The following is a 13,672-nucleotide window of genomic DNA, read 5'->3' as shown; positions in this document are numbered from 1 at the left end:
GTTTAGAGGAAGAGACCCGGACCCGGGCGACTTCCTTCGGGGAATCTGACGCCGACTTTGCCGATCTTGTTCCCGTCCATGACCGCGACAGTCCACAAGGTGTTGTTCCACTCCACCTGGTCGCCGACGATGGGCGCGCCGCCGACCTTGTGGGCGATGAAGCTGCCCAGGGGGGTATTCGGGTCGACGCCTTCGAGTTTCAGGCCATAGAGGGCCGAGACCGCGCCCAGCTGGGCGTCGCCTTCGAGCACGAAGTCGCCGAAGAAGCGCAGGTCGAGGCCGCGCTGCGGCGCCTGGCTGAACAGCTTGCCGAGGGCAGGGAGGTTGTGTTCATGGCCGATCACGCAGAGCAGGTCATCGACTTCCAGGGTGGTACTACCCGACGGATGGAGCAGTTGCTGGCCACGGAACAGTGCGGCGATACGCGTACCCTCGGGCATTTTCAACTCGCGCAGGGCGGCACCGATGCACCATTTTTCAGCGCCCAGGCGATAGACGAACAGCTCCCACTCGCTGGTGACATGCACTTCCAGGGCGGCCCGGGAGATCGGCGCCGGTTCTGGTGGCACCGTGACCTTCAGCAGCTTGGCTACCCACGGCAGGCTTGTGCCTTGCACCAGCAGCGACACCAGCACGATAAAGAACGCCAGGTTGAAGTAGAGCTGTGCGTGGGGCAGGCCGGCCATCAGCGGGAACACCGCAAGAATGATCGGGACCGCGCCGCGCAGGCCGACCCAGGAAATAAACGCCTTTTCCCGTCCATGGAAGGCCTTGAACGGCAGCAGGCCGACCAGCACCGACAGCGGCCGGGCGAACAGGATCATCCACAGGGCCAGGCCGAGGGCCGGCAGGGCGATGGGCAGCAGGTCATGGGGCGTGACCAGCAGGCCCAGCACCAGGAACATGCCGATCTGCGCCAGCCAGGCCATGCCGTCAAGCATATGCAGAATGCCGTGGCGACTGCGCACCGGGCGGTTGCCGATCACCAGGCCGCACAGGTACACGGCGAGGAAGCCGCTGCCGTGCAGGGCGTTGGTCAGGGCGAAGACCACCAGGCCGCCGCTGATCACCAGGATCGGGTAGAGGCCGTTGGCCAGGTTGATACGGTTGACCAGTTGCAGCATCAGCCAGCCGCCACCGAGGCCGATGATGCCGCCGATGCCGAATTCGCGAATCAGATGGCCGAGCAGGCTCCAGTGCAGGCCGGTCTGGCCGCTGGCGAGCATGTCGATCAGGGTCACGGTAAGGAACACCGCCATCGGGTCGTTACTGCCCGACTCGATTTCCAGGCTGGCGGTGACCCGTTCGTTGAGGCCCTTGCCGCCCAGCAGCGAGAATACCGCGGCGGCGTCCGTGGAGCCGACGATGGCGCCGATCAGCAGGCCCTGGATGATATTCAGGTTGAACAGCCAGGCGGCGGCCATGCCGGTCAGCCCGGTGGTGATCAGCACCCCGACCGTGGCCAGCGACAACGCCGGCCAGAGCGCCACGCGGAAACTCGCGACCCGCGTGCGCAGGCCGCCGTCGAGCAGGATCACGGCGAGGGCGAGGTTACCGACCAGGTAGGCGGTGGGGTAGTTGTCGAAGATGATGCCGCCGCCGTCGACGCCGGCGGTCATGCCCACGGCGAGGATGATCACCAGGATCGGGATGCCGAGGCGCGAGGACAGCGAGCTCACCAGAATGCTTGCGCCTACCAGCAACGCGCCGATCAAGAACAGGCTGTTGATGGTCGTCGCATTCAAAGGCAGTACTCCAGGAAAGCTTGCAAAGGCTGGGCGCAGACTGACCATGCAGTCTGCGTGCCAGCGATTCTAACCTGTTGAAATGTACCGCTGTCAAAAGCTTTAGAACCAGGCGTCCTGCATCGACAGGCAGGTATCGTCCCGCGCTTCGAGAATGGCCAGCTCATGATGGCAGCCCGGGACTTCCCAGGTGAGGAAGTAGCGCGCGGCTTGCAGCTTGCCTTTGTAGAAGGGCAGGTCCGTCGGATTGCCCTTGATCAGGCCTTCCTCGGCCCGCACGGCTTGCTCCAGCCAGCGCCAGCCAATCACCGTGTGGCCGAACGCCTTGAGGTACAGCGCCGAGTTGGCGAGGCTGCTGTTGACCTTGCCCTGGGCCAGGTCGGTCAGCAGGCCGAGGGTCACGCTTTGCAGGCGTGCGACCAGATCCTCCAGCGGCTGGCGCAGGGTATCCAGGGAGGAATAGGCGGCGGCGCGCTTGGCGGTGTCGGCGATCAGTCGGATCAGCTGCTTCAAGCCGGCCCCGCCGTTCTGCGCCAGCTTGCGCCCCAGCAGGTCGAGGGACTGGATGCCGTGGGTGCCTTCGTGAATCGGGTTCAGCCGGTTGTCGCGGTAGTACTGTTCCACCGGGTATTCGCGGGTGTAGCCGTGGCCGCCGAGAATCTGGATCGCCAGTTCATTGGCCTTGAGGCAGAACTCCGAGGGCCAGGATTTGACGATGGGAGTCAGCAGGTCGAGCAGTTCATGGGCCTGGCGGCGCTCTATCTCGGAGGTCAGTGTGGTGGTGTCATCGAACAGCCGCGCGGCGTACAGGCCGAGATCGAAGGCGCCTTCGACGTAGGCCTTCTGGGTCAGCAACATGCGCTTGACGTCGGCGTGCTGGACGATCGAAACCGGCGCGGTGCTCGGGTCCTTGCTGTCGGGCAGGCGGCCCTGGGGGCGTTCCCGGGCGTACTCCAGGGAATACAGGTAACCGGCATAGCCGAGCATCACCGCGCCCATGCCGACGCCGATCCGCGCTTCGTTCATCATCTGGAACATGTAGCTCAGGCCCTGGTGCGGCTTACCCACCAGATAGCCGACACAGTTGCCGTTATCTCCGAAGTTCAGCGCCGTGGAGGTGGTGCCGCGCCAGCCCATCTTGTGGAACAGCCCGGCCAGCAGCACATCGTTGCGCGGGCCGAGGCTGCCGTCGTCGTTGACTAGGAACTTGGGCACGATAAACAGCGAGATGCCCTTCACTCCGGGCGGGGCGTCCGGCAGTTTTGCCAGGACCATGTGCACGATATTTTCCGATAGCGGGTGGTCGCCGCCGGAAATGAAGATCTTGTTGCCCTTGAGCCGGTAGCTGCCGTTGGCGGCCGGTTCGGCGCGGGTGCGGATATCCGACAGCGAAGAGCCGGCGTGGGGCTCGGTCAGGGCCATGGTGCCAAAGAAGCGGCCGTCGATCATCGGTTGCAGGAAGTGGCGCTTTTGCTCGTCGCTGCCGAAGCTCTCGATCAGGTTCGCCGCGCCCATGGTCAGGAACGGGTAGGAGGTCGAGGCGGCGTTGGCCGACTGGAAGTGGGCGAAACAGGCCTGGGACAGCAGGGTCGGCAGTTGCATGCCGCCATCTTCGAAGCTGCGCGCGGCGTTGAGAAAGCCGGCCTCGAGGAAGGCGTCGACAGCGGGTTTCACTTCGGGGATCAGGATGGCTTCGCCGTTTTCGTAGCGCGGTTCGTTTTCGTCGTTCTTGCGGTTGTGCGGAGCGAAGAATTTCTCGGCGATGGTGCGGGCGGTGCCGATGGCGGCGTCGAAGGTTTCCCGGGAGTGTTCGGCGAATCGCTCGCGCTGGGTCAGGCCCTCGGCATCGAGGACTTCGTACAGCTCGAAAGCCAGATTGCGGGAACTGAGCAGCATCTCGGACATGGCGGCCTACCTGTGGGGGAGTGCGCCGAGTCTAGGCGGCTGAATAAGCGGTGCCTAGCAAGATTGATGTGGGTGATGGAGGGGCAGAATTCAGGGAGGTGTGTTGTCTGGGCCGGCCTATTCGCGGGCAAGCCCTGCTCCTACAGTCCTGTGTCGTACACAAAATCAGGGAATGACAAAAAACTGTAGGAGCAGGGCTTGCCCGCGAAGGCGATTTTCCGCTGGGTGAAGTCGTCAGGCCTGGCACCCATTGCGCAGCCAGACCTTCCGCCCGCCTTAACCGATGGTCATCAAGCTGGCGTTACCGCCCGCCGCCGCGGTGTTGACGCTCAACGCCCGCTCGATCACCAGGCGCTCCAGCGCAATGCCGGTCTCGCCCTGAGACAGGCCGTGAACGCCGACAATCGCGCCGCTACGTTGGGCAATCTGCTGGCAGACCCCGCGCAACTGGTCGGAATGGCCGTGATGCAGCACCGCGTCGAACAGCACCTCGTCCTTGGTCCAGTCGGCCACGCGCTGGATGCGCGCCTGCACTTCTTTCGGCAAGCGCCCGTAGAGCGCCTTGGCCGATTCGCCTTCCGGCCAGACCGCCGAGCCGCCCACGGCCAATACCGCCGCCAGTTGCGTCAGCAGGTCGCCTTCGATGTCCGCCAGGCACAGCACATGCTCGCGGGGCAGGATGGCGTAGCTGTTGCGCTCGCCGGTCGGGCCGTTGAGCACTCGGGTAATCCCGCTTTGCGACTGCGCCGCAAAGGCCGCGCACAGCGCATCGAGGTCCGCCAGCTTCTGGCTCTCGGCCCAGGCCTTCAGGGCGTGAAGCGGCTTGAGCAAAGCTTCGCGCAGACGCAGGTCCGGTGCGGCCAGGGCATCGCCCCGAGCAAAGGACTGTTCGATGGCATCCGTCGGCCGAGTCGACAGCAGGCGATACAGGTACAGCGGCCCACCGGCTTTCGGTCCGGTGCCCGACAAGCCTTCGCCACCGAATGGTTGCACACCGACCACGGCGCCGACGATATTGCGGTTCACATAGACGTTACCGGCGTGGACATTGTCGATCACCTTGGCAATGGTCTCGTCGATGCGGGTATGCACGCCGAGGGTCAGGCCGTAGCCGGAGGCATTGATCTGGGCGATCAACTGGTCGATGTCCTTGCGCTTGTAGCGCACCACGTGCAGCACCGGGCCGAAGATCTCCCGCTGCAGTTCGTCGAGGCTTTCCAGTTCGATCAGGGTCGGCATCACGAAGGTACCGCGCTTGCATTCCTCGCCTTCGGCGATGGCCACCTGGTAGACGGTGCGGCCTTTGTCGCGCATGGCCTGGATATGTTTCTCGATACCGGCCTTGGCTTCGGCATCGATCACCGGGCCGATATCCACCGACAGGCGTTCCGGGTTGCCCAGGCGGCATTCCGCCATGGCGCCCTTGAGCATTTCGATCACGCGGTCGGCGGAATCTTCCTGTAGGCACAGTACACGCAGGGCCGAGCAACGTTGGCCGGCGCTGTCGAAGGCCGAGGACACGACGTCGATCACCACCTGTTCGGTCAGCGCCGAGGAGTCGACGATCATCGCGTTCTGCCCGCCGGTTTCGGCGATCAGCGGAATCGGTCGGCCCTGGGTATCCAGGCGACCGGCGACATTGCGTTGCAGCAGGCGCGCCACTTCGGTGGAACCGGTGAACATCACCCCCTTGACCCGCTCATCGCCCACCAGCCGTGCGCCGACGGTTTCACCGCGGCCAGGCAGCAGTTGCACCACGCCTTCGGGAATCCCGGCTTCGAGCAGCAGGCGCACGGCCTGGGCGGCGATCAGCGGGGTCTGTTCGGCGGGCTTGGCGAGTACCGGGTTACCGGCCGCCAATGCTGCAGCCACCTGGCCGCTGAAGATCGCCAGCGGGAAGTTCCACGGGCTGATGCAGACCACCGGGCCCAGCGGGCGGTGGGCGTCGTTGCTGAAATCGTTGCGCGCCTGCACCGCGTAGTAACGCAGGAAGTCCACGGCTTCACGGACTTCGGCGATGGCGTTGGCGAAGGTCTTGCCGGCTTCGCGGACCAGCAGGCCCATCAGCGGCTGGATCTCGCCTTCCATCAGGTCGGCGGCGCGTTCCAGGATGGCCGCCCGTTCGGTGGGCGGGGTGGCCTGCCAGATCGGCGCGGCGTTCAGGGCGCACTGCACTGCGTTGTCGGCGTCTTCGGCGGTGGCTTCCTGGACATAACCGACCAGGTCGCGATGGTCCGACGGGTTGAGCACTGGCACCGGGGTTTCGCTGCTGGCGACACAGCCCAGCAGCGGCACGGCTTTCCAGTCATTGTGGGCGCTGGCCAGCAGGGCACAGGAAAGCGATGCCAGGCGATGCTCGTTGGCCATGTCGATGCCGGCGGAGTTGGCCCGGTCACGACCGTAAAGGTCACGCGGCAGCGGAATACGCGGGTGTGGCAGGCCGAAGCCGCCTTCCAGGGTCGCCATCTGCTCGATGCTGGCCACCGGATCGGCCACCAGTTCCTGGATCGAGATGGACTGGTCGGCGATACGGTTGACGAAGGAGGTGTTGGCGCCGTTTTCCAGCAGGCGACGGACCAGGTAGGCCAGCAGGGTTTCATGGGTGCCGACCGGCGCATACACCCGGCACGGACGGTTCAGCTTGCCTTCGGAAACCTTGCCTACTACCTGTTCGTACAGTGGTTCGCCCATGCCGTGGAGGCACTGGAATTCGTACTGGCCCGGGTAATAGTTCTGCCCGGCGATATGGTAGATGGCCGACAGGGTGTGGGCGTTGTGGGTGGCGAACTGCGGGTAGATGACTTCCGGTACCGACAGCAGCTTGCGTGCGCAGGCGATGTAGGAAACGTCGGTGTAGACCTTGCGGGTGTAGACCGGATAGCCCTCCAGGCCTTCGACCTGGGCGCGCTTGATCTCGCTGTCCCAGTACGCGCCCTTGACCAGGCGGATCATCAGGCGATGGCGGCTGCGACGGGCCAGGTCGATGACGTAGTCGATCACATAGGGGCAGCGTTTCTGGTAGGCCTGGATCACGAAGCCGATGCCGTTCCAGCCGCCCAGCTGCGGTTCGAAGCACAGGCGTTCGAGCAGGTCGAGGGACAGTTCGAGGCGGTCGGCCTCTTCGGCGTCGATATTCAGGCCGATATCGTATTGCTTGGCCAGCAGGGTCAGTGCCAGCAGGCGCGGGTACAGCTCGTCCATCACCCGTTCGTACTGGGCGCGGCTGTAGCGCGGGTGCAGGGCCGACAGCTTGATCGAGATGCCCGGGCCCTCGTAGATGCCGCGACCGTGGGAAGCCTTGCCGATGGAGTGGATGGCCTGCTCGTAGGACGCCAGGTATTTCTGCGCGTCGTGCTCGGTCAGGGCCGCTTCGCCGAGCATGTCGTAGGAATAGCGGAAGCCCTTGGCTTCGAAGCGGCTGGCGTTGGCCAGGGCTTCGGCGATGGTTTCGCCGGTGACGAACTGTTCGCCCATCAGGCGCATGGCCATGTCGACGCCCTTGCGGATCATCGGTTCGCCGCTCTTGCCGATGATGCGGCTCAGGGACGAGGTCAGGCCGGTTTCGTTATGGGTGGCGACCAGCTTGCCGGTCAGCAGCAGGCCCCAGGTGGCGGCATTGACGAACAGCGACGGGCTGTTGCCCAGGTGCGGTTGCCAGTTGCCGGTGCTGATCTTGTCGCGGATCAGCGCGTCGCGGGTACCTTTGTCCGGGATACGCAGCAGGGCTTCGGCCAGGCACATCAGCGCCACGCCTTCCTGGGACGACAGGGAGAACTCCTGCAACAGGCCCTGAACAATCCCGGCACGGCCGCCGGCGCTCTTCTGGTTGCGCAGTTTTTCGGCAATCGAGGCGGCGAGCTTGTGGGTGGCCTCGGCCATGGCTGCCGGCAGGCGTGCCTGCTCCAGCAGCATCGGCACCACTTCCGGTTCCGGGCGACGGTAGGCGGCGGTGATGGCGGCGCGCAGTACCGATTGCGGGAGGATGCTTTCGGCGAATTCGAGGAAGCACTGATGGGCGTGGTCGCTCGGAACGTCACCGCTGTCATCGGCGTCGCCACGGGACGAACCGTTGATTTCACCCGGGGTTGCACCGCTCTCGAGCTTTTCCAGGTAATTGAAAATGGCTTGCTTGATCAGCCAATGGGGGGTGCGGTCAATCGAGTGGGCCGCGGCCTTCAGGCGCTCACGGGTCGGGTCGTCGAGTTTGACCCCAAGGGTGGTCGTAGCCATTTTCTTATCCTCATGGTTACCACGATGGCGTGGCATCAGCTGGCAGAAAGAGTAGCGCTGGCTCGATCGAGGTGCAACCGGGTGCAACCCTTTTTTTGCAGGAAAAAACGGCGGCAGATCAGGAATTATTTTCCCACTTGTACTTGGCGCCTTCAGTCCGGGGTTTTCCGGGCGACAGGGGCATTTCTCGCACTGAAAAAGGGCGGGAAATCGTCGGAAAATACGCAAAATTCAATAGGTGCAACTTATTCGGGCGAAATGGGTTGCACCTTATTCGGTTTGTTGAATAGCATTCGCCGCCGCAGTGCAACCTCCTACGTGCGGTAGGTCGTGGCTGGCGATTTTCCTGAGGAAATATCGGTCATAAATGCCTGCTGCGTTTAATCGTCTGACAAACATCATGCTTTGCGTCGGTCGGACCGTCGCTCAATAAAAACAATGCCAGGGATTTTTCAATGAGTGTAAGCAACCCCACCCTGATCACGTTCGTGATCTATATCGCCGCCATGGTGCTGATCGGCCTGATGGCTTATCGCTCGACCAATAACCTCTCCGATTACATTCTCGGCGGCCGCAGCCTTGGCAGCGTTGTCACCGCGCTATCGGCCGGCGCTTCCGATATGAGCGGCTGGTTGCTGATGGGTTTGCCCGGTGCGATCTACCTGTCGGGGCTGTCGGAAAGCTGGATCGCCATCGGCCTGATCGTCGGGGCCTACCTGAACTGGCTGTTCGTCGCCGGGCGCCTGCGGGTACAGACCGAGCACAATGGCGATGCGCTGACCCTGCCGGACTATTTCTCCAGTCGTTTCGAGGATCACAGCGGCCTGCTGCGGATCATTGCCGCGCTGGTGATCCTGGTGTTCTTCACCATCTACTGTGCGTCGGGCATCGTTGCCGGGGCGCGGTTGTTCGAAAGTACTTTCGGCATGTCCTATGAGACGGCCTTGTGGGCCGGCGCGGCGGCGACCATTGCCTACACCTTTATCGGTGGTTTCCTGGCGGTCAGCTGGACCGATACCGTGCAAGCCACGCTGATGATCTTCGCGCTGATCCTGACGCCGATCATCGTGCTGCTGGCCACCGGTGGCGTCGACACCACCTTCCTGGCCATTGAAGCCAAGGATCCGGCCAACTTCGACATGCTCAAGGGCACCACCTTCGTCGGCATTCTCTCGCTGATGGGCTGGGGCCTGGGCTACTTCGGCCAGCCGCATATCCTGGCGCGCTTCATGGCGGCGGATTCGGTCAAGTCGATTGCCAAGGCCCGGCGCATTTCCATGACCTGGATGATCCTCTGCCTGGGCGGCACCGTGGCGGTGGGCTTCTTCGGCATCGCCTACTTCTCGGCGCATCCCGAGGTGGCCGGCCCCGTGGGTGAGAACCATGAGCGGGTGTTTATCGAGCTGGCGAAGATTCTGTTCAATCCGTGGGTTGCGGGTGTGCTGCTGTCGGCGATCCTGGCGGCGGTGATGAGCACTTTGAGCTGCCAGTTACTGGTGTGCTCCAGCGCCCTGACCGAGGATTTCTACAAGACCTTCCTGCGTAAGTCGGCTTCCCAGCGCGAGCTGGTCTGGGTCGGTCGCGCCATGGTGTTGTTGGTGGCGCTGGTGGCCATCGCCCTCGCGGCCAATCCGGAAAACCGCGTGCTGGGCCTGGTGAGCTACGCCTGGGCCGGTTTTGGTGCGGCGTTCGGTCCGGTGGTGCTGATCTCGGTGATCTGGAAGGACATGACCCGCAATGGCGCATTGGCCGGGATTCTGGTGGGGGCAATCACGGTGATCGTCTGGAAGCACTTCAACCTGCTGGGGCTGTACGAAATTATTCCAGGCTTTATCTTCGCCAGTCTGGCGATCTATATCGTCAGCCGAATGGGTGCGCCCTCGGCGCTGATGCTACGGCGCTTCGACGCGGCAGAGAGGCAATTCCGCCTGGAGCACTGATCGAAGGGGGGCTGAAGCCCTGAACGCTTGGCGGCCCGCCTCCCTGGAGGCGGGCCGTTTTGCTTTAAGCGCGTAGCGCTTGTTGCAGGTCTTCGAGGATATCCTCGATCGCCTCGATGCCAACGGACAGGCGGATCATTTCCGGTTTCACGCCGGCCTTGGCCTGCTCTTGCTCGTTCATTTGCCGGTGGGTGGTGGAGGCCGGGTGGCAGGCCAGGGACTTGGCGTCGCCGATATTCACCAGGCGCTTGAAGATCTGCAGTGCATCGTAGAAACGCACACCGGCTGCATAGCCTCCCTTGAGGCCGAACGAGAGGATCGCCGAAGGCTTGCCCTTCATGTATTTGAGCGCCAGTTCATGGTGCGGGTGGTCCGGCAGGCCGGCGTAACTGACCCAGGCCACTTGCTCGTGGGCCTTGAGGAACTGCGCCACCTTGAGCGCGTTCTCGGTATGCCGCTCCATGCGCAAGGCCAGGGTTTCCAGGCCTTGCAGTAGCAGGAAGGCGTTCATCGGCGCCAGGGCCGCGCCGGTATTGCGCAATGGTACGGTGCGGGCTCGGGCGATAAACGCCGCAGGACCGAATTTTTCCGTGTAGACCACGCCGTGATAGGCGGCCTCCGGGGTGTTCAGGCCGGGGAATTTTTCCGGGTAGTCGGCCCAGGGGAAGGTGCCGGCATCGACAATCACCCCGCCCAGGGAGTTGCCGTGGCCACCGACGTACTTGGTCACCGAGTGCACGACGATATCGGCACCAAACTCGATCGGCTTGCACAGGATCGGCGTCGCCACGGTGTTGTCGACCATCAGTGGTACGCCGCGGGCATGGGCAACCTCGGCGAAGCGCTGGAGATCGACGATATTGCCCGCCGGATTACCGATACTTTCGCAATAGACCAGCTTGGTGTTCTCGTCGATCAGTTCGGCGATGGCTTCGGGTGAGTCGTCGCGGGCGAAGCGCACATCGACACCGAAACTCGGCAGCAGATGGGCGAAGAGGGTGTAGGTGCCGCCGTAGAGCTGCGGCGTGGAGACGATATTGTCGCCGGCACGGGTCAGGGTCTGGATCGCGTAGTGGATCGCGGCGCTGCCGGCGGACACCGCCAACCCGGCGATCCCGCCTTCGAGGGCGGCGAGGCGCTGTTCCAGCACATCGTTGGTGGGGTTCATGATCCGGGTGTAGATATTGCCCGGGACATCCAGGTTGAACAGGTCGGCGCCGTGCTGGGCGTTATCGAATTCGAAGGCGACGTTCTGGTAGATGGGCACGGCCACGGCCTTGGTGGTCGGGTCCGACTTGAAACCGTGATGGAGCGCAATCGTTGCGTCTTTCATAAAGTCTCGACTCAGTGGAATTCCATTAATGAGCACTGCCAGGCAGGTGCGGTCGCTTAATGGTCTCGTGTGTCTGAGTCGCCAATGACCTTGGGTGCTGCGCCCGTGGTCGGACCGCAAACCGGCGCGCCAGTGTCCGATACTGGCGCGCAATCGGCAAGTGGCCGGATTAAGCCAACTCGTTGTCCGCCTGATTGACGAAGATCAGCACCCCGAGGATAGCCATGTAGAACTTGAAGGCCGGCTCCTGGCCATTCCAGGTCTGCGATTGCCACATCAGGAACCATTCGCCGCCGACTACCATGAAACCGAAGAACCAGACCAGGAAGCCGACGGTTGCGCCGCCGATGACCCACTGCTTCGCCTGGGCGAAGCTGGCGGCGTCGCGTTTGCGCGCTTGCCAGAGTGACCACGCGCCACGGGCCAGCAGCGCCGCGGTCAGGCCTTCGCCGAAGATGATCAGCCAATAGGCGGCGTGCCAGAGCGCGGGGGTGGTGATCGCGCGGTACATCGCGGCATTGTCCGGGAAGGTGGTGTCCATGCTCAGTACATGGCGGACAAAGGCGAAGTTGGAACCGTAGTCGGTGACATTGTTGAACGTGACCATGAAGGCGAAGGCCGCGAGGGCCAGGGTGAGGACAATCTTGGCGTAGCGGCTGGTCATTGCTCGGATCCTTCTTTCCGATAGGCGGGAAAACGACCTTATCACTGCCCGACCCCGGGAATATGTCAGACACTTCCGATGCCGCCGGTACGCTGCGACCTGACGTACGCCCGGGCACAAGGTAAACTTCGCCTCCTTCGCAGGAGTCGCCATGAACTACCGTCACGCCTTCCACGCCGGCAATCACGCCGACGTCTTGAAACACCTGATCCTGACTCGTCTGATCGCCCTGATGGCGCGCAAGGAGCAGCCGTTCGCCTATATCGACAGTCACGCCGGCATTGGCCTGTACGACCTCAAGGGCGACCAGGCCAGCCGCACCGGCGAATACCTGGAGGGGATCGCCCGCTTGTGGGGCGAGCAGGCGTTGCCCGCGGTGACCGCCGACTACATGCGTGTGCTGCACGAGATGAACCCGGATGGCGAATTGCGCTACTACCCGGGCTCGCCGGAGCTGGCGCGACGCCTGACCCGTGAGCGCGAGCGGATCCTGCTCAACGAGAAGCACCCGGAAGACGGCAAGCTGCTCAAGGACAATATGAAGGGCGACCGGCGCGTGGCGGTGCACCTGGGCGAAGGCTGGCATGTGGCGCGGGCCTTGCTGCCGGTAGCAGAGAAGCGTGCGGTGCTGCTGATCGATCCGCCGTTCGAACAGCTGGATGAGATGCAGCGCTGTGCGGCATCGCTCAAGGAAGCCATCGGGCGTATGCGCCAGACGGTGGCGGCGATCTGGTATCCGATCAAGGATCAGCGCGCCCTGAAGCGCTTCTATCAGGATCTGGCCGGTAGCGGTGCGCCGAAATTGCTGCGGGTGGAATTGCTGGTGCATCCGCTGGATACGCCGGCGAGCCTGAACGGTTCGGGCCTGGCGATTGCCAATCCGCCGTGGGGGCTGGAAGAGGAGCTGCGGGAGTTGTTGCCGTGGCTGGCGCAGAAGCTGGGGCAGACCCAGGGTGATTGGCGGATGGATTGGCTGATTGCCGAGTAAGTCGGCGGCTTTGGGTTTTCCCCGATGTTCTGAGCACATCGGAACCTGTGGGAGCGGAGCTTGCCCGCGAAGCTTTTGGCGCTCTTGAGGGCCTCTTCGCTGGCAAGCCAGGCTCCTACAGGTCTGTGGTGTCCGCAAAACCTGTGTCCGACGCCGGGTGCTGAATCAGATCGGGCAGGTCACGCCCGTGCCGCGAATCCCGCAATAGCCTTCGGGGTTCTTCGCCAGGTACTGCTGGTGATAGGCCTCGGCATAGAAGAAGGTCGGCGCTTCGTCGATTTCCGTGGTGATAGTGCCATGGCCGGCCTTGCTCAGTTCGGCCTGGTACAGCTGCTTGCTCTTCAGTGCCGCTTCCAACTGATTCGGCTTGGTGGCGTAGATCACCGAGCGGTACTGGCTGCCGATGTCGTTGCCCTGGCGCATGCCCTGGGTCGGATCGTGCAGTTCCCAGAACAGCGCGAGCAGTTGCTCGTAGCTGACGATTTCCGGTTCATACACCACCAGTACCACTTCGCTATGGCCGGTCAGGCCCGAGCAGACTTCTTCGTAGGTCGGGTTCGGCGTGAAGCCGCCGGCATAACCCACCGAGGTGCTGTACACCCCTTCACGTTGCCAGAAGCGTCGTTCCGCGCCCCAGAAGCAACCCAGGCCGAAAATCGCGAATTCCACGTTGCCGGGGAAGGGCCCCAGCAGCGGGTTGCCGTTGACGAAATGGTTTTCCGGCACGCTCATCGGGGTTTCGCGGCCAGGCAGAGCTTGTTCTTTGGTTGGGAGCACGTTTTTGTTCACCAGTATTTCCGAGCGCAAGACCATGTCACAGTCCTCTCAGTCAGGTTGGGATAAGCGATACAGTAGGATAGACCGACA

General features: G+C 63.2%; 8 protein-coding genes. 2 read left to right on the top strand and 6 right to left on the bottom strand.

Annotated features, from left to right (window positions below):
- Positions 1 to 2: 2 nt before the first annotated feature.
- From M5C56_RS09460 to putA, 3 genes are all read right to left on the bottom strand, one after another.
- A complete protein-coding gene (locus M5C56_RS09460; protein WP_103498018.1) occupies positions 3 to 1,745 on the bottom strand; it encodes a potassium/proton antiporter in 1,743 nt (580 codons plus the stop codon).
- A gap of 102 nt (positions 1,746 to 1,847) precedes the next feature.
- Positions 1,848 to 3,650 (bottom strand): acyl-CoA dehydrogenase, encoded by a 1,803-nt coding sequence (locus M5C56_RS09455; protein ID WP_103498019.1) that lies wholly within the window; start codon positions 3,648 to 3,650, stop codon positions 1,848 to 1,850.
- A gap of 276 nt (positions 3,651 to 3,926) precedes the next feature.
- Positions 3,927 to 7,880 carry a trifunctional transcriptional regulator/proline dehydrogenase/L-glutamate gamma-semialdehyde dehydrogenase gene (putA, locus tag M5C56_RS09450; protein WP_103498020.1) on the bottom strand — a complete coding sequence of 1,318 codons (3,954 nt, stop codon included), beginning with the start codon at positions 7,878 to 7,880 and terminating at the stop codon, positions 3,927 to 3,929.
- 455 nt (positions 7,881 to 8,335) lie between these two features.
- On the opposite strand from putA, the gene putP reads away from it, so the two are divergent.
- Positions 8,336 to 9,820, top strand: coding sequence for a sodium/proline symporter PutP (gene putP, locus M5C56_RS09445; protein WP_103498021.1), 1,485 nt, complete (start codon positions 8,336 to 8,338; stop codon positions 9,818 to 9,820).
- Between the two features lie 64 nt (positions 9,821 to 9,884).
- Here putP and M5C56_RS09440 read toward each other — a convergent pair whose 3' ends face one another.
- Positions 9,885 to 11,153, bottom strand: coding sequence for an O-acetylhomoserine aminocarboxypropyltransferase/cysteine synthase family protein (locus M5C56_RS09440; protein WP_103498022.1), 1,269 nt, complete (start codon positions 11,151 to 11,153; stop codon positions 9,885 to 9,887).
- A gap of 169 nt (positions 11,154 to 11,322) precedes the next feature.
- Positions 11,323 to 11,817: a DUF2165 domain-containing protein gene (locus tag M5C56_RS09435; RefSeq protein WP_103498023.1), complete on the bottom strand. Its 495-nt coding sequence runs from the start codon at positions 11,815 to 11,817 to the stop codon at positions 11,323 to 11,325.
- 151 nt (positions 11,818 to 11,968) lie between these two features.
- Between M5C56_RS09435 and rlmJ the strand changes: the two genes are divergently transcribed.
- Positions 11,969 to 12,805: a 23S rRNA (adenine(2030)-N(6))-methyltransferase RlmJ gene (gene rlmJ, locus M5C56_RS09430; protein ID WP_103498024.1), complete on the top strand. Its 837-nt coding sequence runs from the start codon at positions 11,969 to 11,971 to the stop codon at positions 12,803 to 12,805.
- A 165-nt stretch (positions 12,806 to 12,970) separates the two neighbouring features.
- On the opposite strand, the gene msrA is transcribed toward rlmJ, so the two are convergent.
- Entirely contained in the window at positions 12,971 to 13,618 is a 648-nt protein-coding gene (msrA, locus tag M5C56_RS09425) for a peptide-methionine (S)-S-oxide reductase MsrA (protein ID WP_103498025.1), read from the bottom strand.
- Between the last annotated feature and the right edge of the window lie 54 nt (positions 13,619 to 13,672).

The organism is Pseudomonas sp. MWU13-2862 (genome assembly GCF_023242495.1).
GTDB classification, from domain to species: domain Bacteria; phylum Pseudomonadota; class Gammaproteobacteria; order Pseudomonadales; family Pseudomonadaceae; genus Aquipseudomonas; species Aquipseudomonas gingeri_D.
The sequence above is the reverse complement of the archived record's forward strand: the minus strand, read 5'-3'. Positions and strand labels throughout refer to the sequence as shown.

Bases quoted from the DNA above. Each gene is read 5' to 3' on its own strand.
- M5C56_RS09455 (WP_103498019.1), bottom strand. From the start codon at position 3,650: ATGTCCGAGATGCTGCTCAGTTCCCGCAATCTGGCTTTCGAGCTGTAC.
- putA (WP_103498020.1), bottom strand. From the start codon at position 7,880: ATGGCTACGACCACCCTTGGGGTCAAACTCGACGACCCGACCCGTGAG.
- putP (WP_103498021.1), top strand. From the start codon at position 8,336: ATGAGTGTAAGCAACCCCACCCTGATCACGTTCGTGATCTATATCGCC.
- M5C56_RS09440 (WP_103498022.1), bottom strand. From the start codon at position 11,153: ATGAAAGACGCAACGATTGCGCTCCATCACGGTTTCAAGTCGGACCCG.
- M5C56_RS09435 (WP_103498023.1), bottom strand. From the start codon at position 11,817: ATGACCAGCCGCTACGCCAAGATTGTCCTCACCCTGGCCCTCGCGGCC.
- rlmJ (WP_103498024.1), top strand. From the start codon at position 11,969: ATGAACTACCGTCACGCCTTCCACGCCGGCAATCACGCCGACGTCTTG.
- msrA (WP_103498025.1), bottom strand. From the start codon at position 13,618: ATGGTCTTGCGCTCGGAAATACTGGTGAACAAAAACGTGCTCCCAACC.